Origin of the sequence: Leisingera sp. ANG-M1 (assembly GCF_000813745.1) — a bacterium.
In the GTDB taxonomy this organism is placed as follows: Bacteria; Pseudomonadota; Alphaproteobacteria; order Rhodobacterales; family Rhodobacteraceae; genus Leisingera.
The window spans coordinates 39,095-61,624 of record NZ_JWLC01000029.1; the positions used below are offsets into that span (position 1 = coordinate 39,095).

General features: G+C 60.7%; 23 protein-coding genes and 1 pseudogene. 18 read left to right on the forward strand and 6 right to left on the reverse strand.

All coding sequences use genetic code 11. The annotated features are described in order from the left end of the window. From RA19_RS22995 to RA19_RS25955, 10 genes are all read left to right on the forward strand, one after another. Window positions 1-837: an ABC transporter substrate-binding protein gene (locus RA19_RS22995; RefSeq protein WP_039167380.1), complete on the forward strand. Its 837-nt coding sequence runs from the start codon at window positions 1-3 to the stop codon at window positions 835-837. Beyond that, a complete protein-coding gene (locus RA19_RS23000; protein ID WP_039167382.1) occupies window positions 834-1,817 on the forward strand; it encodes a FecCD family ABC transporter permease in 984 nt (327 codons plus the stop codon). Before RA19_RS22995 ends, RA19_RS23000 begins: the two co-directional genes overlap by 4 nt. Further along, window positions 1,814-2,569: an ABC transporter ATP-binding protein gene (locus RA19_RS23005; RefSeq protein ID WP_039167384.1), complete on the forward strand. Its 756-nt coding sequence runs from the start codon at window positions 1,814-1,816 to the stop codon at window positions 2,567-2,569. The genes RA19_RS23000 and RA19_RS23005 overlap by 4 nt, the downstream gene beginning before the upstream one ends. Beyond that, window positions 2,569-3,225: an adenosylcobinamide amidohydrolase gene (locus RA19_RS23010; RefSeq protein WP_039167476.1), complete on the forward strand. Its 657-nt coding sequence runs from the start codon at window positions 2,569-2,571 to the stop codon at window positions 3,223-3,225. The genes RA19_RS23005 and RA19_RS23010 overlap by 1 nt, the downstream gene beginning before the upstream one ends. After that, window positions 3,218-4,219: a DUF6925 family protein gene (locus tag RA19_RS23015; protein ID WP_039167386.1), complete on the forward strand. Its 1,002-nt coding sequence runs from the start codon at window positions 3,218-3,220 to the stop codon at window positions 4,217-4,219. The genes RA19_RS23010 and RA19_RS23015 overlap by 8 nt, the downstream gene beginning before the upstream one ends. Before the next feature lie 11 nt (window positions 4,220-4,230). Further along, on the forward strand, window positions 4,231-4,872 hold the full coding sequence (locus RA19_RS23020; RefSeq protein ID WP_052262001.1) for a MotA/TolQ/ExbB proton channel family protein: 642 nt from the start codon (window positions 4,231-4,233) through the stop codon (window positions 4,870-4,872). Then, a complete protein-coding gene (locus RA19_RS23025; RefSeq protein WP_039167388.1) occupies window positions 4,869-5,249 on the forward strand; it encodes an ExbD/TolR family protein in 381 nt (126 codons plus the stop codon). The genes RA19_RS23020 and RA19_RS23025 overlap by 4 nt, the downstream gene beginning before the upstream one ends. Before the next feature lie 5 nt (window positions 5,250-5,254). Next, entirely contained in the window at window positions 5,255-5,638 is a 384-nt protein-coding gene (locus tag RA19_RS23030; RefSeq protein WP_039167391.1) for a biopolymer transporter ExbD, read from the forward strand. 422 nt (window positions 5,639-6,060) lie between these two features. Continuing rightward, window positions 6,061-6,426, forward strand: a complete 366-nt coding sequence (locus tag RA19_RS27080; RefSeq protein WP_052262002.1) for a cell envelope integrity protein TolA — start codon at window positions 6,061-6,063, stop codon at window positions 6,424-6,426. A 224-nt stretch (window positions 6,427-6,650) separates the two neighbouring features. Then, on the forward strand, window positions 6,651-7,427 hold the full coding sequence (locus tag RA19_RS25955; RefSeq protein WP_152615850.1) for a hypothetical protein: 777 nt from the start codon (window positions 6,651-6,653) through the stop codon (window positions 7,425-7,427). Window positions 7,428-7,899: 472 nt separating this feature from the next. Here the strand turns inward: RA19_RS25955 and RA19_RS23045 are convergent, their stop codons facing one another. Both RA19_RS23045 and RA19_RS23050 read right to left on the reverse strand, forming a co-directional pair. Continuing rightward, window positions 7,900-9,522, reverse strand: coding sequence for an arylsulfatase (locus RA19_RS23045; protein ID WP_039167393.1), 1,623 nt, complete (start codon window positions 9,520-9,522; stop codon window positions 7,900-7,902). Window positions 9,523-9,542: 20 nt separating this feature from the next. Beyond that, entirely contained in the window at window positions 9,543-10,379 is an 837-nt protein-coding gene (locus RA19_RS23050; RefSeq protein ID WP_039167485.1) for a TauD/TfdA dioxygenase family protein, read from the reverse strand. Window positions 10,380-10,469: 90 nt separating this feature from the next. Between RA19_RS23050 and RA19_RS23055 the strand changes: the two genes are divergently transcribed. Then, on the forward strand, window positions 10,470-11,390 hold the full coding sequence (locus tag RA19_RS23055) for a LysR family transcriptional regulator (RefSeq protein WP_039167395.1): 921 nt from the start codon (window positions 10,470-10,472) through the stop codon (window positions 11,388-11,390). Window positions 11,391-11,820: 430 nt separating this feature from the next. On the opposite strand, the pseudogene RA19_RS27540 reads toward RA19_RS23055, so the two are convergent. Together RA19_RS27540 and RA19_RS27085 are read right to left on the reverse strand one after the other, a co-directional pair. Beyond that, window positions 11,821-12,440, reverse strand: a pseudogene (locus RA19_RS27540) (transposase); the annotation flags it as partial. A gap of 26 nt (window positions 12,441-12,466) precedes the next feature. Further along, on the reverse strand, window positions 12,467-12,625 hold the full coding sequence (locus tag RA19_RS27085; RefSeq protein WP_193748320.1) for a hypothetical protein: 159 nt from the start codon (window positions 12,623-12,625) through the stop codon (window positions 12,467-12,469). A 78-nt stretch (window positions 12,626-12,703) separates the two neighbouring features. Here RA19_RS27085 and RA19_RS23065 point away from each other — a divergent pair, with 78 nt between their 5' ends. From RA19_RS23065 to RA19_RS25960, 7 genes are all read left to right on the forward strand, one after another. After that, a complete protein-coding gene (locus RA19_RS23065; protein ID WP_039167397.1) occupies window positions 12,704-13,909 on the forward strand; it encodes a YcaO-like family protein in 1,206 nt (401 codons plus the stop codon). Next, a complete protein-coding gene (locus tag RA19_RS23070) occupies window positions 13,906-15,252 on the forward strand; it encodes a TfuA-like protein (RefSeq protein WP_039167399.1) in 1,347 nt (448 codons plus the stop codon). Before RA19_RS23065 ends, RA19_RS23070 begins: the two co-directional genes overlap by 4 nt. Before the next feature lie 39 nt (window positions 15,253-15,291). Further along, the gene (locus RA19_RS23075; protein ID WP_052262004.1) at window positions 15,292-16,590 is read left to right on the forward strand and encodes a hypothetical protein; all 1,299 of its coding nucleotides are present in this window, start codon (window positions 15,292-15,294) and stop codon (window positions 16,588-16,590) included. Window positions 16,591-16,737: 147 nt separating this feature from the next. Further along, complete coding sequence (locus tag RA19_RS23080) at window positions 16,738-17,280, forward strand: hypothetical protein (RefSeq protein ID WP_152615851.1); 543 nt, start codon at window positions 16,738-16,740, stop codon at window positions 17,278-17,280. Window positions 17,281-17,751: 471 nt separating this feature from the next. Next, a complete protein-coding gene (locus tag RA19_RS23090) occupies window positions 17,752-19,059 on the forward strand; it encodes a hypothetical protein (RefSeq protein ID WP_039167404.1) in 1,308 nt (435 codons plus the stop codon). A gap of 12 nt (window positions 19,060-19,071) precedes the next feature. Next, the gene (locus tag RA19_RS23095; RefSeq protein WP_039167406.1) at window positions 19,072-20,196 is read left to right on the forward strand and encodes a cytochrome-c peroxidase; all 1,125 of its coding nucleotides are present in this window, start codon (window positions 19,072-19,074) and stop codon (window positions 20,194-20,196) included. After that, on the forward strand, window positions 20,196-20,936 hold the full coding sequence (locus RA19_RS25960) for an MbnP family protein (RefSeq protein ID WP_052262005.1): 741 nt from the start codon (window positions 20,196-20,198) through the stop codon (window positions 20,934-20,936). The genes RA19_RS23095 and RA19_RS25960 overlap by 1 nt, the downstream gene beginning before the upstream one ends. 96 nt (window positions 20,937-21,032) lie before the next feature. Here RA19_RS25960 and RA19_RS23105 read toward each other — a convergent pair whose 3' ends face one another. After that, window positions 21,033-21,845 carry an alpha/beta hydrolase gene (locus tag RA19_RS23105; RefSeq protein ID WP_052262006.1) on the reverse strand — a complete coding sequence of 271 codons (813 nt, stop codon included), beginning with the start codon at window positions 21,843-21,845 and terminating at the stop codon, window positions 21,033-21,035. A 123-nt stretch (window positions 21,846-21,968) separates the two neighbouring features. Beyond that, window positions 21,969-22,514, reverse strand: a complete 546-nt coding sequence (locus tag RA19_RS23110; RefSeq protein ID WP_241479129.1) for a nuclear transport factor 2 family protein — start codon at window positions 22,512-22,514, stop codon at window positions 21,969-21,971. Between the last annotated feature and the right edge of the window lie 16 nt (window positions 22,515-22,530).

Below are 22,530 nucleotides of genomic sequence, written 5' to 3' on the forward strand. Positions count from 1 at the left end.
ATGCGCAGGCTGCCCGGCATAGTCCTGGCCCTTTTGTGGGCCGCCACCGGCGCTTTGGCCGGACCGTCGCGCGTGGTGTCGATGAACCTGTGCACCGACCAGCTGGCGATGCTGCTGGCAGCGCCCGGCCAGCTGGCCTCGGTCTCCTATATCGCGCGGGACAGCCGCGCCTCGGCCATGGCTGAAGAGGCCCTAGCCTATCCGGTCAATCACGGCAAGGCGGAGGAGATCTATCTTTTGAAGCCGGATCTGGTGATCGCCGGGGCCTATTCGACACCTGCCACAACCGGCATGCTGCAGCGCCTGGGGGTGCCGGTTGCGGTGTTCCAGCCGGCAGACTCGCTGGAGGATGTGCGCGCGCGGATCCTCCAGATGGGCGACGTGCTGGGCCGTCAGGAGGCGGCCCGCGCTCTGGTGGCGGATTACGACAAACAGCTGGCCTTGCTGCAGCCCGCTGACGGCCCCCGCCCGCGGGCGGCCCTCTATGCGGCCAACAATTACACCGCCGGGCCGCAATCTCTGGCAGGACAGATCCTGGAGGCTGCGGGCCTCAGGAACATCGCTGCAGAGATGGGTTACGCCCGCTCCGGCAAAATGCCGCTGGAGGTGCTGGCGATGGCAAAGCCGGACCTGCTGGTGGGCACCTCGCCCTATCCCCGCGCCTCGCGCAGCGAGGACAATCTGGCCCATCCCGTGGTGCAGCAGCTGGCCGCCCAAAGCGGCGCCGGGCAGATACGCGACGCGGATTGGGTCTGCGGCACCCCGCATGTGCTGCGCGCGGTGCAAAATCTGTCCGAGGAGCGCCGCTTGTTCTTGCAAAAGGAGCACGGGAAATGACCCGTCTGATGCTGATCCTGACGGCTGCCGTCGCAGTGCTGTTCCTGATCTCGCTTACTGTGGGGCCTGCAGATGTCACCGTGGGCGACAGCCTCGCGGCGCTGTTTGACGACAGCTACGGCCCGCTGACGCTGGTGATGCGGGAGATCCGCTTGCCGCGCGCCATTCTGGCCATTGTCATCGGCGGCGGGCTGGGGCTGGCGGGCGCGGCGATGCAGGGGTATTTGCGCAACCCGCTGGCCGAGCCGGGGCTGATCGGGGTGTCCTCCTCGGCCGCCCTTGGCGCTGTGCTGGCGATCAACTCCGGGCTGGCCGCCACCCTGACACTGGGCCTGCCGCTGGCGGCGCTGGCGGGCGCTTTGGCGGGAGTTTTCCTGGTGATGGCCCTGGCCGGGCCGCAAGGCGGTTCGCTGTCGCTGATCCTGGCGGGGATTGCGATTTCGGCGATGGCGGGCGCGCTCACCTCGCTGGTGCTGAACTTGTCGCCCAACCCCTTTGCCGCCAATGAGATCGTGTTCTGGATGATGGGCTCGCTTGCCGACCGCTCCATGGTGCATGTCTGGCTGGTGCTGCCCTTTGCGCTGACCGGTGCCGCAATCCTGCTGACATTGGCGCGGGGGCTGGATGCGCTGACCCTGGGCGAGGATGCAGCCCAGACCATGGGCATGAACCTCAAACCGCTGCGGCTGCTGCTGGTGCTGGGCACTGCCAGCATTGTCGGCGGCGCCACGGCAGTGGCCGGAGCCATCGGCTTCATCGGGCTGGTGGTGCCGCATATCCTGCGCCCCTTTGTGGCGGGCCAGCCCTCGCGGCTGTTGTGGGCGTCGGGGTTGGGGGGCGCGATCATGCTGCAAATGGCGGATATCGCGGTGAGGATCATCCTGCCCGCGCGCGACCTGAAGCTTGGGGTGGTCACCGCCCTGGTCGGGGCGCCGCTGTTTCTGCATCTGATCTACAAGACACGGAAAGGGCTGGCATGAGCGTGCTCTCGGTCGAAAACCTCTCGGTCACCCTACGGGGCCGCCCGGTGATCCGGGATGTATCGCTTGAGATCCAGGCGGGTGAGTTCGTCGGCCTCCTGGGCCCCAACGGCACCGGAAAGACCAGCCTGATGCGTGCTGCGCTGGGGCTGATCAGCTCCGGCGGGCGCGGCTCGCTGGCTGAAATGAGCGCGGTAGACCGCGCCCGCGCCGTAGCCTGGATGCCGCAATCGCGCGAGATTGCCTGGCCGATCCCGGTGGAGCGGCTGGTGGCGCTTGGCCGTCTGCCGCATCTGCCGCAGGGGCTGCGGCTGCCGCCCGCAGATCAGGCGCTCGTGGATCAGGCCATCGCCCGCATGGGGCTGGGCCCGTTCCGCCAGCGCGCCGCCTCGCGCCTGTCGGGCGGTGAGCAGGCGCGCGCCCTGATTGCCCGCGCGCTGGCCCAGGACACGCCGCTTTTGATGGCCGACGAACCCGCCGCGGGGCTGGACCCGGCGCATCAGATCTCGACCATGGAGGTCTTTGCAGCGCTGGCTGACGAGGGCCGCTCAGCGCTGGTTTCACTGCACGACCTGGGGCTGGCGGCGCGCCACTGCACCCGGCTGATCCTGCTGGCCGAGGGCGGCATTCTGGCTGACGGGGCGCCCGCCGATGTGCTGACACCGGAACTGATGGCCCGCGCCTTTGGCATCTCGATCTGGCATCAGAACACGGCAGAGGGGCCGATATTCCAACCCTTGGAGGTGCTATGATGCCTGCCGTCACCCTGGACCGCCCCTGGATCGAGTTTGACCTCGGCGCAGATATGCAAGTGCTGAGCTGGGCAGTGAACCGCCCCGGCCTCGTCACTGCCCGCCGAATCCTGTGGCGCGAGGTCCGCAACAGTGATCTGCCGCGCGATCTGGATGTGACAGAGTGGTTCGCATGCGAGCTTTCTGCGCGCGGTGGCGGGGATGCGGTGGCCTTCCTCACCTCGCGCGATGTGCGCCGCTACTGCGAAGCCATCGCCGAGGTTGAGGGCGTGCATGCCCATGCCGTGGCGACCGTGGGCCTGTCCAATGCCGAACGGGTCGGCAGCCGAATGGATTATGCCAGCCGCAATTGGGGCACCATCAATGTTGCCCTGCGCCTGTCACAGGGGCTGACCCAGGCCGGGCTGATCGAAGCAATGAGCATTGCCGTCCAAACCCGCACCGCCGCGGTGATGGAGGCGGGCATCGACCTGCCCTCAGGAACCGCGACCGGCACCGGAACCGATTGCGTCGCGGTCGCGGCTCCGGCTGGCGCAAATCCTTATGCCGGGCTGCACACTGCCACCGGCGAAGCCATCGGCAAAGCCGTTTACCAGGCCGTCCACACGGGCGCCCTGGAATGGAAAACAACCAACAGGAGGACAGCAGATGCCTGAGCTTCAACAGATGCTGAAAGCGGCGCTGATGCAGGAAGACTGCGGCTGGAACATGGGCTCTTTCGGCGCCATCGGCGAGTTTCACCATGTCTATGGCGACCCGGCGCCGCAGGAACATGCCGGGCTGATGCAGGTGACCAGCCGCGGCGGTGTCCGCATCGACAGCCTCGAAGGTGTACGCCCGGTGGCATATGAGACCCTCAGCCCCAAGCCGCACCGCTGGACCCAGGCAGTCTCACTGTGCCTGCCGCACGCCGATGCCGCGATGAACCGGCGCGATGTCTTGACCGCGCTTGGCCCCGACGAAGACGCTTTGCGCGAGGAAGACCGCGGCGCTTTGCTGTTCGACATGGGGCTGGGCCAGTACCAGGCGGATTTCTGCATCCGCACCGCCGATCCCGAGCTGGAGGAGGTGTTGAATGATAACGCCGGCCGCTCGCTGTTTGAGCACGGCAACCCGGCGATGGGCGCGATCCTGAAGCACCATCCCCAACGGGTGCTGCTGACCCGCCTGGGCCGGGTCGAGGTCTACCAGATGATCGGCGGCCCCGACACCGGCGGCAAATCGCCCGAGGGTCCGCACACCCATGTGCTGCCGAAGCTTCTGAAGGCAGAGCGCACCCATTCGGCCAACACTCCGATTCCCGAGGGCTGGGTGCCCTGCTGCGGCGTGCATCCGGAAAACCCGGTGATCGGCCGGCTAGGTGAGGACAAGGTGTTCAACCGCACAGCCTTTGACGCCTTCCAGGAACTGCTAGGCGCCTGGGGCGCCGAAGCCTACAGCCAGGGTAAGCAGGCGGTCTGGGAGCTGCTGCAGGCGGAAACCCCGGCAGAGGATGCCGCGGAGCCGGAGACCCGCGAAGGCCGGGCCGGCTGGCGCAACGGCATCCGGCAATGGCGGGTGCTGCACGGGCCGAACCGGCTGACCGAGGCCTATGCCGAACGCTTTGACCGCGGGGCTGGAGAAACCGACCCGGAAAATCCGGGCCACTGACGGAAGCTGAGATGTCCCTTGCTCCACTCTTTGATTTCATGACCCGCGGCGGACCGGCTCTCTGGGTGATTGCGGCCTTGTCGGTGCTAACGCTGGCGTTGTTCCTGTGGCGGGCGGTTGCACTGGCCCAGGCAGGCGCTTGGCGCAGGACGCAGACCGAGGCATGGATTGCAGAGTGGCGCGAGGGCGGCACCCCGCCCGCCGCCCCGGGGCAAACCCCGCTGGACCGGGTTGCCGGGGCGGCCATGCGGGCGCTTCTGGCGCCAGGCTTCAGCACTGAGGCCGCAGAAAAGGAAACCACCCGCATCGCCAAGGCGGAGCTGGCAGAGCTGCGGCGGGGGCTGCGGCCACTGGAGCTGATTGCCGCGATTGCGCCGCTGGTCGGGCTTCTGGGGACGGTCCTGGGCATGATCGGCGCCTTCCAGGCCTTGCAGGAAAACGGCAGCGGCGCGGACCCTTCGGTGCTGGCCGGCGGTATCTGGGAGGCGCTTCTGACCACGGCAGCGGGCATGGCGGTGGCGATCCCGGCTTCGGCGCTGGCCTCCTGGATCGAAGGGCTGGCCGAGCGTGAGCAGGCCCGGATGGAAGATACCGCCACCCGTGTGTTCAACGGCGCCCCTGCCCGCCCTGCGCTGCGGCACGCTGCGGAATGACGCTGGGTTTCGGGATACCGCGCGCAAAAAAGCGCCTGAGCCTCGCGCCGATGATCGACGTGGTGTTCCTGCTGCTGGTGTTCTTCATGCTGGCCTCGCAATTCGGCCGCGACCGGGCGGTGCCATTGGCGATGGGCGGTGCGGGCACGGTGTATCAAGGGCCGCCGCGGCTGGTTCTGGTCACCGCTGAAGGGCTGCGGCTGAATGGGGTGCCGGTGGAGGCCGAAGCTCTGGCCGGGCAGTTGAACGGGCTGACCCGTGAGAAAACGGACACCATCATCCTGCAGCCGGACGCTAGCGCCTCTTTGCAGCAACTGATGGACGCCGCCGGGCTGCTGACCGCGGCCGGCTTCACTTCCCTGGCGGTGATGGAGTGAGCGGCATGGATTTCTCCGCCTCCAAGAAACGCCAGGCCGGCGAGCCGATCCTGCCGATGATCAATGTGGTATTCCTGCTGCTGATCTTTTTCCTGCTCTCCTCGCAGATCGCCCCGCGCGCGCCCTTTGCGGTGACCCCGCCCAAGCTAGAGACCGGCGAGACCGCGGCACCGGAAGCGGTGCTGTTCATGGGCGGCGATGGCCGGCTGCATTTCTCAGGCGCCGAGGGCGGCGACGCAATGGCCGCGGTGATGGCGCAGGCGGCCAAGCTTGAGAGCCTCACCCTGCGGGCCGATGCCAAAGTGCCCGCCCGCGCGGTTGCAGCGCTGATCACCCGGCTGCGCGATGCAGGCGTCAAGGCGGTGACCCTGACAGGCACAGGCTCATGACCCGGCGCGCCCTGTTCCCCATCTGCCTCGCTGCCGCCACAGTGCTGCATGCCGCTCCGTTCTTGACGATACGGGAAGGCAGCACAAGGGCCGCTGGCTCCGGGAACAGCGGAAACGGGCAAGTGACACTGGTGGCCGCCTCTGAGGCGCTGGCGCAGCAGGTAACAGACTGGACCCGCCCGCCGGAGATCCACACGCCAGCGCCTGCCAAGATCCTAGGCGAGCCACCGCAGCAGCCTGTGCTCGCTGCCGCTACGGCTGCGCCTTTTACCCCGCCCGCTCCGGCAGCCGTCAGTCAGCCTTTGCTTGCGGCTGCAACCGCCGTGGACACAGCACCGCAACGGCAAGTTTCGCCGCCACTTCCACCACTTCCGGCCGCTGCAGCTGCACCCGCCCCATCCCCCGCGCCTTCAACAGAACGTATGCAAGAGCAAGCTGCCGGCAACAGCCGCCAGCAGGCCAAGGGCGACGGTGGCGCAGATGCGGCCAACACCGGTGATTCAAAACGCACTGCCAGTCTCAAGAACCGCTGGGGCGCAGCAATTATCTCGCGCATCGAGCGGCAAAAACGCCAGCCCCGCGGCGGTGGGAAGGGGACAGTGCGGCTGCACCTGACGGTTTCAACCCAGGGGCATCTGATGGCGGTTACTGTTTCCCAAAGTTCAGGCAACGCTAAGGTAGATCAAGCAGCAGTGGCCGCTGTTAAAAGTGCCCGTATGCCGCGTGCTCCCAAAGCCCTGGCGCCAGGCGGCTATAGCTTCACATTCCGGACGACATTCACCGGCTGACCGCGGTCTTTTTCGGCTCTCTCCACTCAGAGAGACACAACTATGGTGGAAGTAAGTGCCAGTTTTATAGCACAATAAGATACTTCACCCGCAAAGCCCTAGGTAGTTTGCGAAGGGCGTTGAAAGAGACAAGCCTTATACCGCCCTAGAAAACCGACTTCAAAGGCCGCTAGAAATTTCCAAGGGGCCGGTGCCTCGTTTTCGATAATCGGCGGGCCGCCAATTTGTATGTCCGATTCATTGACGCCAATTTTCTGGCTGGTTGGCTGCATCGAGCTTTTACTTTCCGCCCGGCGGGCAAGCTTGACAAGGATCCCGGCACACTCTGGCAGCACACCTTCTCCAGCAAACCTGATAACACTGTTTCCAGCGTCGCAATCAGACAAGCAGAAGCGCTGCAACACATCAATCTAGGCAATGCCTGGGCCGTGCCGCAAAGAAGGGGAAAGACTATGCCACAGAACATCCTGGAAGATCTGATCCTCCGGATCCGTCAGGCCGCAGCATCTGAAGACCGCGTTTCCGCCATTCGCGCATTGCTGCAAGAAAGCCAGGCGGACAAGGAGGAACTGGCGGAGGCCATCGCGGCATTTGAGGAAGACGAGGTGATGGTCTTCGAGGATGAGACGTGTTCGATCTGGACCTGCCGCTATTTTGCCGATGTCGTCTTTGCCCCGCATGAGCATTGCATGGGTGTGCATATCGCCGTGTACCGGGGCACCGAGGTCGAAGTGCTTTACAAACGCGAGCCCGGCAAGCTGCGCCATGGAGGCAACAGCCTGGTCAAGGCAGGCAGTGTGGTGCGCCTTGGACCGGAAGCCATTCATGCGATAACGGCCGACGGGAATGCGCAAAGCCATGCTATCCACGTCTACGAAGGCCCCCTGACAAAAATCGAACGTTCGCTGTTTGACTGGACCACTGGCGAGAGGGTCGCGTTCAGCATGGAAAACTTTCATGCCATGGCACGCCGCAAGGCCAGCATGGCAGAATTCAGCTGATCTGGCGCCGAAACGGCAGAGCCGTTGAAAGCTCCCTGGGTGAAATCTACCCGGCGCCGCGGGCGCCAGACACCTAGGATTTCATAATTTCGAAAACACAGTTGCTAGCGGCGAGTTCGCAGCCGGGGCTTAATCATTTAAAGCAACAAAGCTGAAGACATCGGCTGCACACAGTTGCCCTTCTCAAGTCTCCCCCCTTGCAGCGGCTCAGCTCGCGGTTCCGCGACTTGCACTAGGGATGCCAAACAGAAAATTTGGACAGCTGCTGGATCAGGCCACAGGGCGACATGTCTTGTCATCAGCTAAGTTAAAGCTGCCAAGGCATTTCAAAATCAGCTTGAATGAATTCAGGTTGCGGCATTTGCGAATTGATCATTCCTTGCTCGCGCAAAAGCCGTTTGCTTCGTAAGGACGTTCTGCGCAATCTGTAGCTGCCATTCGCACAGCAGCTGCTGGCGAATTAGCACGAACGTCATCCGTCGGCGGTTTCCATTTTCCACGCCGCTAGCAGTTTCGGCAGAGCTTCGTTCCAATCCAGGACACCCGCGCTTTCAGCCCAGCCCTGATATTGGCGGATCAGGTCTTTTTCCAGAGCCGGACTGCACCCTGTGAGGTTCGTCAGCTCGGTCCGGTCTGCCTCGATGTCATACAGTTCCCATGGGCAATCATGCATCCGCACCAGCTTGAATTGGTCCAGCCGGATAGCCGCATTGCCTTCATGCTCCCAAAAAATCGGCAGCTCGCGCTGCCAGTCCTTGCCTTGAAAGAGGCCTAGAAGCGACTCCCCCTGCAGCGGCTGGATTTCATGCCCGCCCACTTCGGTCTGGTAAGCAGCCCCGGCCGCTTCCAGGATGGTCGGGAGAATGTCCACCACATGGCAGGCTGCATGGGCAGTGCCGCTCGGCTTGAATCCTGCCGGCCAATGCGCCACCAGAGGGGTCGAGATACCGCCTTCATGCACATAGTGCTTGTATAGGCGGAACGGCGCGTTGGAGACATTGGCCCAAGGCTTGTCATAACTTTGGAAGGTCTGGGCATCACCCGGGTGCAGCCCGGCAACATTGCCCATGGTGATCTGTTTCCCGTCATGGGTCCTGTCGGGGTAGAATTTCGCCCAGCCGTCCTCGGCCATGAATTCAGCGCAGCCGCCGTTGTCGCTGAGAAACAGGATCAGTGTATTGTCAAACTGCTCCAGCCGCTTCAGCGCGGCAACCAGCGTGCCAATGGACTGGTCCATCCGGTCCACCATCGCCGCATAGGTTGCCATCTTGCTGGCTTCCCAATCCTTGTTTGCTTCCTCCGCCCAGCTGTGCACCGAGCGGTCGCGTGGCGAAATATCCCAATTGCGCTGGAACACGCCCCGGCCGGCCATGGTTTCGTGGCGGGCGGTCCGGATCTGGTCCCAGCCCTTGGCATAGATTCCGTCATAGCGGGCGATGTCCTCGGGATGGGCATGCAGCGGCCAGTGCGGTGCGGTATGGGCGAGATATAGAAAGAACGGTTTTTCATCGGCGACCGCGCCCTCGATCATGCCGATAGCTTTGCTGGTGATGGCATCAGTGAAATAGAAGTCATCGGGCATAGTCTCGACCCGGCTGTCATCCTCCAGCAGGTAGTGCGGCGAAAAGAAATGCGTTGCGCCGTCCATGATGCCGTAGAACCGGTCAAAGCCGCGCTGGCGCGGGGTTGGATGCTCGACATCGCCAACGCGCCAGCTGTCCACGCTGCGGGGCTCAAAGTCGCCGGCAACATGCCATTTGCCAGACATCAGCGTGGCATAGCCGCTGGCCCGCAGATGCTCGGCAATTGTCGCACTGTCGTTGCGCAGAAACCCCTGGTAGGCGGGTGTGCCCAGATTGGCGCCCATATGGCCGACGCCTGCATTGTGGGGGTAAAGCCCGGTCAGCAAAGAGGCGCGTGTGGGACAGCAGCGGGCGCAATTGTACATGGCTGACAGCAGCACCCCGCCCCGGGCCAAGGCGTTGATGCTAGGGGTCCGGATCTCGGACCCGGTGCAACCCAAGTCGGCAAAGCCCATGTCATCGGCCAGGATCAGGATTACGTTGGGGCGGGAGGGAACGGCTTTCTCGGTCATGGCAGAACTTTCAGGCGTATTCAGGCAGCTGAAGCGCCGGACAGCGGCACCCCCTCAACAGTGACCCGGTGCATCAGCCGGCGGAACCCATGGTAGTCGTTGATCGCCTTGTGCCAAGTCGCGCGGTTGTCCCACATGGCAATGTCACTAGCCTGCCAGCGCACCCGGCATTGAAACTCGGGCTGCTGGCAATGGGCGTAGAGCATCGTCAGAACAGCGTCAGACTCAGTTGGGCTCAGCCCTTCGATCCGGGTGGTGAAGACCGGGTTTATGAACAGCCCGCGCCGCCTGCTGAGAGGGTGGGTGATAACAACCGGGTGGCTAACCTCCTGGGTGGCGGCCCCGGCATTGCCCAGACGGCCGCTTCTGGCTGCCTCGCTGTCCGCGGCGGCAGCCCCGAACACATGGCGCGATGAATGCACCGCTGTCAGCTCGTCCAGAAACCGGCGCATCGGCGCCGACAGCGCTTCATAAGCCGCGCCCATGGAGACAAACAGCGTGTCACCGCCAAAGGGCGGCATTTCAATTGCGCGAAGAATGGACCCCATTGCTGGCTCCTTGTCATAGGAATGATCCGTGTGCCAGCCCTCGCCGACCGCCTCCGCCTGGTCCTTTTCCTTCAACACCATGGCAATTTCCGGGTGTCCCTCGACCGGCTTGAAGAACCGGTTGACGTTAATCGGGCCGAACCGGCGGGCAAAGGCCAGATGGTCTTCCGGACCAGCAGCCTGTCCCCTCAAGACTACGACAGAATACTTGGCAAAGGCTGCCTCAATCGCGATGAAATCCTCGCTGCGGCGGATATCCGCACCGAAAATCTCCGCACCCAGCCCGCCTGTCAGAGGCAAAATTTCCATGTCATCCTCCAGCATGTACTAAAGGCAGAATAGGGCTTGCCTGAAGCGTGGAAAAACTGATTTAATTTAACCCAAAAACAGGTTTATCTGATGGTTCGCTTCACCCTCCGCCAGCTGCTCTACCTGACAGAAACGGCGCAGCAGGGCGGCATCGCCCAGGCTGCCCGCCGCCTGAATGTTTCGGCCGCAGCCATCGCTTCGGCACTGGACAAGCTGGAAGCCGCAACCGGGTTGACCCTGTTCGACCGGTTCCCGGCGCAGGGCATGCGGCTGACCCGTGCCGGTCAGGCCTTCTCCGAGCATGCGAAGACGCTGCTGGCACAAGCCGCGTCACTGGACAGGCACGCCGGCGATCTGGCAGCAGGCCGTGCGGGCCGGATTCACATCGGCACCCATCACGCGCTGGCGCAGCGGATTGTTCTGCCTGCGGTGCTTGCTTTCCGCGAAGAACACCCCGGCGTCCGGATCGAGGTGGTGGAAGATGACTACCACGCCCTGACGGAAGCGCTGGACAGCGGCGCAGTGGATGCGCTGGTCGTCTTTGATCAGGGCTTCGACCCTCGCCGCCACAGCGTTGAGGTGCTGATGGAGCTGCCGCCACTGGTTCTGTTGTCAGCCGCTCACCCACTGGCATCCAAGAGCCGGATCAGCCTTTCTGACCTGGGAGGACTGCCCTACATCGCAGTGTCTTCTGAGGGGCCCGGCCCCAGCTACCTTCAACTGCTCAATGCTGCTGGCGTCCATCCCGATGTGCCGTTCCGATCGCAATCGCGCGAGCTGGTTCACGCCTATGTCGGTAAGGGGCTTGGGTACACGCTGGCTGGTTTCCCGCTGAAACAAGACCGTACAATCGAGGGCGACCCGATTGTTGCACGGCCGCTCAAGGAAAGCATTGGCCAATACAGGGTTGTGATCGCCCGCGCCCGCCAAGCCGCCCGCGCAGAGCTGGCTGACCGGTTTCTTGAGAAGTGCATGCCGCCGGTTGTGAATTCTGGCCCCGCCGGATTCTAAAGTCCCACTGAACGTGATGCTAACCTTCTTCTACTTAATCGAGTCAGTCGTAAGGAAACCGCGTGCTTTCAGCGGTTGTGAGAGTACATATGCAAGAAACACCCGTTGCCCTTTTATTACGTTGAAGTCTTTTACTTTGGCGGCCAGAGCAGGCAAACGCAGCATCTAACCTGCCCTCTTTACAAGAAATTTAACGCATAGCAGCGCTCAGATATCGGCAGCTTTGCACAGGAAACGGAATTTGCAGTATCCTGCGATACTCACTTGGGCGTCCGCCCAGGTCTGACCGAGTGCCACAGAACAGCTTTGGCATTGCCGCCGTCCATGCCTCGCGCAGCATTTCTGAAGGCCGTAGAGTCGCCCTGCGAATCTTCCCACATAATCTCTGCAAGTTCAATATGTTGGCACCATGATGGGTTATACCGGTCGCGATGCATGATCCATCGTTCATCCAGAGCTGCCCTTTCTTCGATTGTTTAGACGGCACCTTCAGCCCCTCCCGCCGCCACAGCCGCTCGATCCGGCCGCCACGGACCTGACAGGCTGCATCTCGCGGTAATGCTGCAATCCAACGATAGCCGTATCGGCCGTATTGCCTGGCCAATTCGGTCATGTCGGCAACCAGCCGCTCTTTCGCCCTTGTACTCGAACCAAAGGCGCATCAATGGCTCATTCTCCCCGGCCCCTTGGACGCTGCCGCTGTGTCGAGCGATGTTGTCCGAGCACGCGGCAGAGCCGGCGCTCCGATACCTTCATCCCGCTACGGATCAGCTCAGTGCAGGTTCGGCGACGAGCGGGGCTCAGGGGCGCCGCCCGTTCAGCTTCCTTCAGGATGTGCTTTTCCAGCGTCAGGTCCGACACAGCCTTTCTCAGCCGCTCGTCCTCTTTCCGGAGACGCATGAGTTCCTTCAGTTGGTCGGCTCCCGTTCCACCATACTGCTTGCGCCAGCGGTAGTAGGTCTGCTCCGTGATGCGAACCTCCCGGACCGCATCAACTCGCGCCATTCATTGCCCGACCAGCACATCAACCTGCCGCAGCTTCTGAACTATTTCCTCAGGCTAGTGCCGCTTGTTCGTCATTTTCTGTCTTCCGTTTCCAATACATAACGGTAGACCAGTTCAGATGGGGCATTCCATGCGCTGTGGGCTTGCTGTCCGGCAAACGCCAGCGGCATGACAGCCTTTCCCAAAGTTTCATCCTTTGAAAAATTTGACCGAGTGAATTGATCAATCATCTTAAGTGTATGCTTGACGGCCGCTCAGCGAGGGAGCCGCAGCCGGTTAAAGGTCAAGCAGTAAGCGAGGCCTGCAAAATGCCTGAAGCGGCGCGAAAGACCTATTTGCTCGACACACATCGCCTGCGCGACCCGGCGCAGACGCTGGAGCAGGTCAGGCCGCATCTCGCCAGCATGGGCATAACCCGCATTGCCAATCTGACCGGGCTTGACCGCATCGGCCTGCCAGCCGTGATGGTCACCCGGCCGAATTCCCGTTCTGTCGCGGTCGCCTTGGGCAAGGGGTTGTCGCTAGAAGCCGCGCAGGCGTCGGGGGTTATGGAGGCAATCGAGACCTGGCATGCCGAGCGGGTTTCCTTGCCGCTTCGCCTGGCAAGCCTGACGGATCTGGAACAGGAGGTGCAAGTTGCGGATGTTGAGCGCTTGCCCCGGGTTGCCGGGAGCCGTTTTGATCCGTACCGGCCCATGCTATGGATAGAAGGCCATGATCTTGCTGGCCAAACTTCCCGGTGGCTGCCTTACGAGATGGTCGATACGGACTACACCACGCCGCCCCGCGGCGGGCAAGGGGCATTCCCGCGCTCCACCAACGGGCTTGCCTCGGGCAATGATGCATTGGAGGCTGCCTGCCACGCAATTTGCGAGCTGATTGAGCGGGACGCCACCACGCTTTGGCATTACTCAGATTCGAAACCGCGCATTGACCCGGATACGGTCGACGATCCCCGCTGCAGGCAGGCGCTTGACCGCTTGGCAAGGGCCGGAATCGAATTCGGGATCTGGGAAACAGCGACCGACGTTGGTGTTGCCTGCTTTCATTGCGTCATTGGTGAGGGAGGCAGCCAGCCCGGCCATATCGGTATTGGCGACGGCTGCCATCCTGACCGTTCCATAGCGCTGCTGCGGGCCGTGACCGAGGCGGCGCAGACCCGGCTTACTTATATTTCGGGAGCACGCGACGACCTGGATCCAAACGAGTTCACAGCAGAGGCTGTCGCAACACGGGGGCAATATATCCGCGGCTTGATCCGCTGTACTCAGCCGACAGAGAGCTTCCAGGATTGCCCGAGTTTCAGCTCGCCATCCTTTGAAGAGGACCTGGATTGGCTGCTAGAGCGCCTGAATTCCGCTGGGATAAATCAGGTTCTGATCGTCGACCTGTCCCGCCGCGGCATGGGCATTGCTGTGGTGCGTGCATTGATACCGGGCCTGGAGGCGCCGCACGACGACCCGGATTTTGTCCCTGGTCCGCGCGCGCAGCAAGTGATGGAGGCGGCGGGATGACTGCAATTGTCTTTGCAGGCCCAACCATTGCGGCGGTCGAAGTCAGGGCACTGATTGATGCGAAGGTTCTGCCTCCAGCCGGTCAGGGGGATATCTACAGGGCAGCCCGGGAAAAACCGTCTGTCATTGGCCTGATCGACGGGTATTTCGAAGGCGTTCCATCGGTCCGGCACAAGGAAATTCTCTGGGCGATGGAGCAGGGAATTGCGGTTTTTGGCAGTGCCAGCATGGGGGCTTTACGGGCCGCTGAACTGTCCGTTTTCGGTATGACCGGTGTTGGCCGTATCTTTGAAGACTACGCATCCAGCCTGCTGAGCGACGATGACGAAGTGGCGGTTCTTCACAGCCCGGAAGAGCTCGGTTTCAAGCCGCTGAGCGAACCTATGGTTTCGATCCGTGCAACTGTTGAGCATGCGGCCAGCGAGGGGTTGCTGGCAGCTGATGAGGCTGCGCAGCTGATAAACACTGCAAAAGCGCTTTTTTACAAGGATAGGACCTGGGACAGAATTCTGGAGGGGTTCGGGGACGCCCATTGGCACAGTGTGTTCTCGAACTGGCTGCCGGCAGGGCGCATTGATGCAAAGCGCCAGGATGCGTGTGAGATGCTGGCGCAGATGTCAGCATTTCTGACCGGCGATGCGCGCGGCAGGGGAGTGCCGGGGCACCGGGTCGAGCGCACGCTTGCCTGGCAGAAACTGGCAAGCCGCGTCGAAGCAGAGAATACAGGCGTGCAAAAGGGTTCACGCGGCCTTCTTGACGAATTGCGCCTTGACCCGGAGCGCTATGCCGGCTTCCGCACAAAGGCCGCTCTTCGCGTACTGGCGCTGCAGAGAACGGAAGGTACGGCAAAGCGCATCGAACACGCAGCACTTTTGGATCTAATGGCCCGCCACCGTGCTGCTAGGGGGCTGTCTCAAAGCCGCGTCTTGCAACATTGGCTGCGAGAGAACGGATTGGACGGAACAGGATACGAAGAGTTGCTCCGGGACACTCTCTGCGCAGAGGAAACGGTAAGCGCTCTTGGGAACCACCTGGACCCGCATATTCTGGCCGAACTCCGGTATGCGGGTGCTTATGCGGGTTTGCAGGAACGCGCGAAGGAAAAAGAACAGAGACTGCAAAAGATGGACGCAGCAGCAGACAGCTTGCCGGGTGCGGACAAACTGCAGGTACTAATCTGGTACTTTGAAACCCTGTTGGGCCGCGAGACGCCTTCAAACCTCGATTCCCATGCGAAATCCATCGGTCTTGCAGACGCCGAAGAATTCTATGCGCTGATCACCCGCGAATTCATGTATCATCAAAGCTGCATAAACCAGCCAGCGGCGGGAAAAACGGAATAGGCAGGAGATACAGGGGACACAGCGGTTTTGGAGGGACCCATGTACAACCCTGATGATTTTGACGAAGAGGCCCCGGGCACCCGATTCCTTTTGTTCCCGCAGGCACCGTTCCGCAAGCCGGATGCCGTTCCCGAACTGGTTGAAATCTCCGCACCGCGGGGCAGCATCGACCCGGGGCCGTCGGGGCCGCGCATGTATACCGTCAACCCGGTGGGTAAACGTATCCCCTACGGCGCCCTCATAGACCGCCCGGCAGGCACTGGCATGTATCTGCCGCCTTGGGATGGCTATATTCAGCCGCCGCCCGAACCGGATCAGTTCGGTAATTTCAGCCATATCCTGCCATCCGATCCTGCATTTGAAGCAGCGCATCTGTTTGGCGCGGCGCATTTCACCATGGATGTCTGGGAAGGGTACTTCGGCCACCCGGTACCCTGGCACTTTGCGCGGGATTTCGAGCGGCTGGAACTGTCGCTTTTGCCCAGTCTGGATAATGCCCATATCGGCTGGGGCTTTCTGGAAACCGGCGGCACCAGCGAACATGGAGGCGAATACCGCGCATACAGCCTGAATTTTGATGTTGTTGCCCATGAGATCGGCCACGCCATCATCTACAGCGTGGTGGGGATGCCGCCCTCGGAGGATGTGCCCGGTGAATATTACGGTTTCCATGAATCTGCGGCTGATATGGTCGCGCTGCTTGCATCCCTGCATTTTGGATCTGTTGTCGAAGAACTTCTGGAGAACACCCGGGGCAATTTGTACACGTTCAATCAACTCAGCCGGTTTGCAGAGCTTTCCGGAAACGCCCAGATCCGGATGGCGGCCAATACCCGGACCCTGCCGGAATTCGCGCATGGCTGGACCAGCGAGCACGCGCTGTCGGAACCCCTGACCGGCGCGATGTTCGACATCTTTGTCGATATCTTCCACGAAAGGCTGCTGGTTCAAGGGCTGATCACGCCGGAAATGGAGGACCTCTCGGACCGGCTGGAGGAAACGCCTTACTACAGCGACGTCATGCAAGCGCTTTTTGATGCCCGCTATGCGCTTGATCCCGAAGGTTTTCGCGTGTCCTTGCTGGAGGCCCGCGATTTCCTAGGCTCTTACCTGGCCGATGCCTGGAGCCTGCTGGAAGCGAAGAACCTCACGTATTCAGCCGTCGAACAGGCGCTGCTGGCTGTGGATGCTGATATCACCGGCGGCGCCTTCCGCACGATCATTGCAGGCAATTTCAGAATGCGCGGCATCGGGCTGGTTCAAGCCGGCCCCCGCCTTCAGTCCGCCGATGATACAAGCCACGCGGTTTCGGTTCGCACCCGGGTGCCCGAATGGTAGAGATTCAATAACCTTTAAATTCCAACCTTTTTGTGGCATTTTATTTGCAGGGGGACTTTCTCGAACAATCGGGCGCGCACGTGTTTCGGCTCAAGCATTGGGAGAAAATCTTCTGGTGTTGTTTTCATAGCCACGGGAGTGAGTAAGGTGGCCGAGACGTTACTCAGTTTTTCAGAAGTGTTACTATTCGGACGTTTGGTGAAGGACCTGAAGATCAAGGACAGGGGCCGGGGAGAGCGTTGCGGCGACAACGGGTTTCTTGCAAAACAGCTGCAAGAAGGAACGGATCCACGGCTCGCCCGCATCTACGGGTTTTCCTATGAAGGCGCCTATCATCAGCTGCCTGAGCCTGTCATCCTGCTGGTGCACGGTAAAGGGGAAGACGCTTTTGCTGACAGCGGCGAATTCGCCCGCTCGCCATTGAGCCCTTCTAAATCAGGTGTTGCTGCGGCGGATTTCCAGATGGCCGACAAGGTCAAGGTCTGGGAATACGACAAGGCTGACTACACAATACGCATGGACCTGATGACCGGCATGCTGGAGCAGGTTTTGCTGGACGTGTACTTCGGGTCAGCTGGCCCAGCCGTCAGCGGTGCCAAAGTGAGTGGCGCCAAGGTTAGCGGAGCAAAGGTAAGCGGAGCCAAAGTTAGCGGCGCCAAGGTAAGCGGTGCTAAGGTCTCGGGCGACTGAAACGTGTCCGCGTTCCGCGCCGCGTCAGAAACCGACTTTCTTCAGCCCTTCGGTAAAGTGCTGCGTGTCTTCCTCCAGGCGGTCGGGCCGCACCCTGGCCCGGCGCTCCAGCGCGAAATTCAGATGTGCCTCCTGGTGCTTCCGGCCATTTCCTGTGCCAGGTCCATTCGGCCGAGATGGGCAAAGCCGGCCGCAAGCATCCTCTGAAGCGCGCGTTGAGAGACCGCTCTGAGCCGGGTATCCGGGTAACCACCTAGCCAGAGATTCCAAGCGGAACGAAGCCTGCATACGACGCCTGCGCTGTCGTCGTGCGCAGCAACTTCCGACCGGCGCAAATGCTCTGAAAGAGCATCGTCAGTGGCTAGGAGTTCTATAGTTTGGGAGCGGTGCCCTAATGTGATAGTATTCGGCACAAGTTGCGTTGAGGCCAGTTCGAGCGGGTTCATTTGCTCTGAAAGGGACGTAGCTGCCATGATGCTTCATAACGAGTTAAAGGGCGTTTTGCCCGCACTTCTTACTGCCGCTCTGATTGCAACTGCACCGGCTGATACCGAAGCCCAGGTGCGTGAGGAAAGCCATGGCGTTGTGCTTCTGCGCGGGCTGCCGACGCTGGAAACGGCACACAGCATAGCAATTGTTGAGCTTGATCCGGAGCAGTCAAACTTTGGAGAAATCTTAAGCGAGGTTGAGCAGCCGGAAATGACTCACCCTTTGCATCATCTGTACTACAGCCCTGCCGGGCGACTCTATGCGACCGGCCTGGATCCGGTTTGCAGCCTTGCGGAAATCGGACTGGAGCGGGACGCCACCGGAGCACCGCAAGTAACGGGTTTTGACTGTCTCGATACTCAGGGCCAGATGGTAGGCGAAGACATCATGTGGCATTCCTCAAATGGCAAGGAGTACATGTTCGTGACCTTTATGGGAGGCCTCGGTGGTAATGATGGCGGAACACTAGGGGTATTTGACCCGCAATCCAACGCGGTTGCCAAAGTCATCGAAGCGCGGCCAAGCCAGGTGGGCGCGGACAAACCGTACATAATGTATCCGCACGGCATCTCCGCCTATCAGGACCGGATGGTCATCACTTCAACGGTTCATCCTGACCTTGCCACTGGCGTGGGGAACGCACTGACCGTCATTGACCTCAACTCCTTGGAACCCATCCAGAATATCGTGGTGGAGAACGAAAAACCGCTCGGCTTCCCGTCGTCGCCTGTAGAAGTTCTGTTCGCCCGGCCTACGATGAATGAAAACATCGAGCCAGCGGTGCTGGTGAATACGATGTTCGGGTTTGAAACTTGGAAGGTCCCCTATGACGAAGCCTCTAAAACCTTTGGCAGCCCCAAAGTTCTTTACAGCGGTGTGGCAAACAACACGGCTGTGCCGCTGGAGTTCTATGGCACAGAAACGGAGCTTTTCATCAGCCATGCACTGCCTGGTGTGGTGAAGCGCTATGACCTCTCCAAACTCCCTGAACTGGTGTCCACCGGTCCGGACATTCAGGCGGAAGCCGGTGCGCATCACATGATTTTCTTCAAATCGAAATCCGGCCGCGATCTGATTGCGATCCAGAACAACTTGCTGAACCTCGGCAATGCGGCAGACAATGATCCGACTGACGTGGACTTCATAGCGGCTGTGAATGCCCATACGATCACAGTGCATGATTTGGCCACCGGCGAACGCCTGGGCACAGTGAACTTCAGAGAGAAGTACAACAAGGGCGTGGACAATCTTGAAGGGCTGTTCGGATCCGGTTTCGTGCATCACCACTGAGGCGATGCGGCGATGGCAGAGCAGCGCTGGATTGCGGCAGTCGCGGCGGCGGTTGCCATGGGAGGCGGAGCATTCTTCGCAGTAGGGGCGCTTCGGCCAGATCCGACGCCGGTTGCGGGGTTCTCGGCCCCGTTTGTGTTCGGGCGGTTTTCGGTACCGCAGGACAATCCGCTGACCGAGGAGGCATTTGCCCTCGGGCGGCGGTTGTTTTACGATCCTTTGCTTTCCGGCGGCAACGACCGGTCTTGCGCAACCTGCCACATCCAGCGGCTTGCTTTCACAGACGGCCTCCCCAGAGCTGCCGGACTGGATGCTGAAGATCTGGACTTCAGCAGCATGAGCCTGGTGAACCTGCTGTGGGGGCAGGAACGATTTTTCTGGGACGGCAGAGCTCTCGGCCTAGAGCAGCAGGCCCTGCTTCCGATTCAGAACCCCAGGGAAATGGCGCAGGATCTGGAGGGGCTGGTCAGCGAACTTAATGGCTCCCGCCGATACCGGCGGATGTTCCGGCAGGCGTATGGGGATGTGTCATCCGAGAACATCGCGCGTGCGCTGGCCACTTTCATGCGAATGCTCATCTCCGCCGATTCAAAATATGACCGCTTCCTTCGCGGCGAGGCGAAGCTGTCCGAGCAAGAGGAACTGGGCCGCAAGCTCTTCATGGCCCATCCGGACACCAAGGCTTCGCTTCGCGGCGGCAATTGCATCGACTGCCACAGCCAATTCCTCACTTCCGGGTTCCGGGACGGTCTGGATGGATTTTCCAACAACGGTTTGGATAGGGACGAAGACTTGCCCGCCGGATTAATGGCAGTCACCGGCAACCCGGCGCATAAGGGCTTCTTCAAAGTGCCAACCTTGCGCAATATCGCCGTGACAGCCCCTTATATGCACGACGGGCGCCTACGGACGCTTGAAGACGTGATGGACCACTACAATGACGGGGTGGTGGTCAGCGACACGCTGAGCCCCCTCATTCTCGAAGCCGATAACACCACTTCTCCGCCTGGCCCCTTTGTGGGATTGCGCCTGACGGACGATGAGAAGGCCGCAATCATAGCCTTTCTCCATACGCTGACGGACGAGGCGTTTTTGTCAGATGACCGGTTTTCCAATCCATTTGAAGGAGAGACGTGATGCCTGCGGTGAAGCCGCAATTCATCAACATCTTGCTGGTTTCCCTGCTGGGGCTCACCGCTTGGCACGCCATTTGGAAACCGGGTCCGCCATCCAATCAGCTGCGGCTCGTCTTTACAGCAGAGGCCGACGGAGAGGATCTGGTCTTCGATCAGTTCCTGTATAAAAACCCAAGCGGGCCGGGGCAATTCAGAGTGCAGAACTTCCGCTTTTATATCAGCAATATTCAGCTTTCCGGAGAAGACGGGGCCTATGTTGAGCCTGACAGCTACCACTTGGTCCGGTTCGGCAGCCAAAACAAAGATTTTTCGATTGAGCTGAGCAATGTTCCGTTGAAATCATATTCCAGCCTCGCCTTTTCGGTCGGCATAGATGAACCAGCGAACTCCTCAATCGAACCGCGCGGCGACCTGGATCCAAACAGCCAAATGGCCTGGAACTGGGAAGTCGGCTACAAATTCGTTGTGTTCGAGGGCAGCCTGAAAATGGGCGAGGGCATCCAGCCTTTGGTTTACCATGTGGGCTTTAACGAAAACCGTCGCGACCTCCTGTTCACTCGGCCCATGGAAGAGGACCTTAGCGGTACGAGTGAGGTGAGTTTCAAAGTAGACGTCATGAAACTGTTTGACAGCGCATCCGTATTGAACCTGGCGCAATTGCAGTCGGTGAAGTTTGACCGTCAGGACGCAAGAGTGCTGGCGGAAAACTACTCCAGAATGTTCTCCATCGAAGAAAATTGACCTCAAGGCAGTGAAGCTTCAAAGCCTTCCACGCTGGACATGCGCGAAGGCACGCCACGCGATAAAGATGCGCTTAGCCTGCAGCCATATTCAAAACTAAAAGCTGTCTGATATCCAGTCCATGACCGGATTGCGTCTGTTGGCAAGCAGGCGGGACATGGAGTAATGGTTGATCTTAGGCAAAACCATCAGCTGGGCGCGGATACCGGCACGTGCAAGCTGGCCGCTGTAGTCTTTTGACTGAGAGATGAATTGACCCGTTTCACGGCTTCCGACCGCCACAAGGATATCCGGGCGCTCGGTTATTGCTTCTGCGCGGGGACTAAGGTTCGCGGCATCCGCGTCGCTTAGATGCAGGTCGCGGTTCAAAAAGGACCGCTTCATAGGACCAAGGTCAAAGAGCCCGCTCAGCAGCGCCGCCTTCCGGATGCCGCTGCCGCCGGCCCACTCCTCTTCTAGTATCCGCGCGGCTAGGAAGGCACCCACAGAATGTCCGCACAAAGTTATCCGCTCCGGATCACCATTCCACTCCGGGATGTTTTCACGCACCCAGTGAAACGACAACAAAACCTGGCGGATAATCTCCGCAACCCGCACCGTAGGTGCAAGGTCGTAATTCACGAGCACAACAGTATAGCCTTGCCTGACCATCCGGTTTGCGATGTAGCGGTACTGGCTTTTGTCCAGTGCGCGAAAGTAGCCGCCATGGATAAACAGGAATACCGGGGCATTGCTGATTTGGGCCGGGAAGATATCGAGCTTCTGGCCCGCACTGCTGCCATAGCCGACATCCAGAGAACAGCTGAACCGGTAGCGTGCAACATGGCTTTGAACCAAGTTTGTCAGCAAGTGGTACCGGGCAATGGGATGCCGCCTGCGGAGGTAAAATTGATTGTCGATATCCGGCACTTGCCAATGCTCCTGGTTGCCAGCGGCTTACGGCCGCGTTTCCGGCCGTGCCTCATGGTGTTACCGGGCAACAGCCCGGCAGTCGCGGGCGCCCGCTTGTACACCGGACGCCCGCAGTGAATGTTATTCTGCAACTTCAAAGTGGTCTTCGCGAAGGCGCGCGGTGCCATCAGGCTGCAAAACCCACAATTCGTTGGTGATGATGCCCCGGGCATTGTTCATTTCCCAGTCCGCTGAAACACGCGCCGCGGTCAAGGTTTTGTCCACAACCGTAGTTGTGGTGTTGAAATAGATCACGTCATCGAACCCCTGTTCGATTATGTTTTTCCAGAACCCCTGGATCGCCTCACGGCCTTCAAACCTGCCGAAAGGTTTGGCAACCATGACGGCATCTTCTTCGTACATTGCCGCTGCAGCGGCGGCGTCACCGGCATTGAAAGCCTCCCGCCAGGCGCGGCTGGCGGAAGCTACGGCCAGGTTCAGCTCATATTCTTTCACGGCGCGGGCTTCGGCCTCCTGTGCCGGTGCCTGGGCGCTCATAGCGGAAATTGCAATTGCGGCCGCGGCTATGGATCGGACGGGCTTCATGAGAGTTCTCCTTGACTTGCAGTTCATGGGAGAGAATGCCCGCCTTACACTGTTTGAAAAACAGAGATAAAGTGAAATCATTGTTCATATTGAGAGA

What these genes read in the sequence shown, in the direction of transcription:
- RA19_RS23005 (WP_039167384.1), top strand. Translation starts at nt 1,814, where the DNA reads ATGAGCGTGCTCTCGGTCGAAAACCTCTCGGTCACCCTACGGGGCCGC.
- RA19_RS23025 (WP_039167388.1), top strand. Translation starts at nt 4,869, where the DNA reads ATGACGCTGGGTTTCGGGATACCGCGCGCAAAAAAGCGCCTGAGCCTC.
- RA19_RS23000 (WP_039167382.1), top strand. Translation starts at nt 834, where the DNA reads ATGACCCGTCTGATGCTGATCCTGACGGCTGCCGTCGCAGTGCTGTTC.
- RA19_RS23075 (WP_052262004.1), top strand. Translation starts at nt 15,292, where the DNA reads ATGTACAACCCTGATGATTTTGACGAAGAGGCCCCGGGCACCCGATTC.
- RA19_RS25960 (WP_052262005.1), top strand. Translation starts at nt 20,196, where the DNA reads ATGCCTGCGGTGAAGCCGCAATTCATCAACATCTTGCTGGTTTCCCTG.
- RA19_RS27080 (WP_052262002.1), top strand. Translation starts at nt 6,061, where the DNA reads ATGCAAGAGCAAGCTGCCGGCAACAGCCGCCAGCAGGCCAAGGGCGAC.
- RA19_RS23065 (WP_039167397.1), top strand. Translation starts at nt 12,704, where the DNA reads ATGCCTGAAGCGGCGCGAAAGACCTATTTGCTCGACACACATCGCCTG.
- RA19_RS23045 (WP_039167393.1), bottom strand. Translation starts at nt 9,522, where the DNA reads ATGACCGAGAAAGCCGTTCCCTCCCGCCCCAACGTAATCCTGATCCTG.
- RA19_RS23090 (WP_039167404.1), top strand. Translation starts at nt 17,752, where the DNA reads ATGATGCTTCATAACGAGTTAAAGGGCGTTTTGCCCGCACTTCTTACT.
- RA19_RS22995 (WP_039167380.1), top strand. Translation starts at nt 1, where the DNA reads ATGCGCAGGCTGCCCGGCATAGTCCTGGCCCTTTTGTGGGCCGCCACC.
- RA19_RS23055 (WP_039167395.1), top strand. Translation starts at nt 10,470, where the DNA reads ATGGTTCGCTTCACCCTCCGCCAGCTGCTCTACCTGACAGAAACGGCG.
- RA19_RS23030 (WP_039167391.1), top strand. Translation starts at nt 5,255, where the DNA reads ATGGATTTCTCCGCCTCCAAGAAACGCCAGGCCGGCGAGCCGATCCTG.
- RA19_RS23110 (WP_241479129.1), bottom strand. Translation starts at nt 22,514, where the DNA reads ATGATTTCACTTTATCTCTGTTTTTCAAACAGTGTAAGGCGGGCATTC.
- RA19_RS23010 (WP_039167476.1), top strand. Translation starts at nt 2,569, where the DNA reads ATGCCTGCCGTCACCCTGGACCGCCCCTGGATCGAGTTTGACCTCGGC.
- RA19_RS23020 (WP_052262001.1), top strand. Translation starts at nt 4,231, where the DNA reads ATGTCCCTTGCTCCACTCTTTGATTTCATGACCCGCGGCGGACCGGCT.
- RA19_RS23050 (WP_039167485.1), bottom strand. Translation starts at nt 10,379, where the DNA reads ATGGAAATTTTGCCTCTGACAGGCGGGCTGGGTGCGGAGATTTTCGGT.
- RA19_RS23095 (WP_039167406.1), top strand. Translation starts at nt 19,072, where the DNA reads ATGGCAGAGCAGCGCTGGATTGCGGCAGTCGCGGCGGCGGTTGCCATG.
- RA19_RS23015 (WP_039167386.1), top strand. Translation starts at nt 3,218, where the DNA reads ATGCCTGAGCTTCAACAGATGCTGAAAGCGGCGCTGATGCAGGAAGAC.
- RA19_RS23070 (WP_039167399.1), top strand. Translation starts at nt 13,906, where the DNA reads ATGACTGCAATTGTCTTTGCAGGCCCAACCATTGCGGCGGTCGAAGTC.
- RA19_RS27085 (WP_193748320.1), bottom strand. Translation starts at nt 12,625, where the DNA reads ATGATTGATCAATTCACTCGGTCAAATTTTTCAAAGGATGAAACTTTG.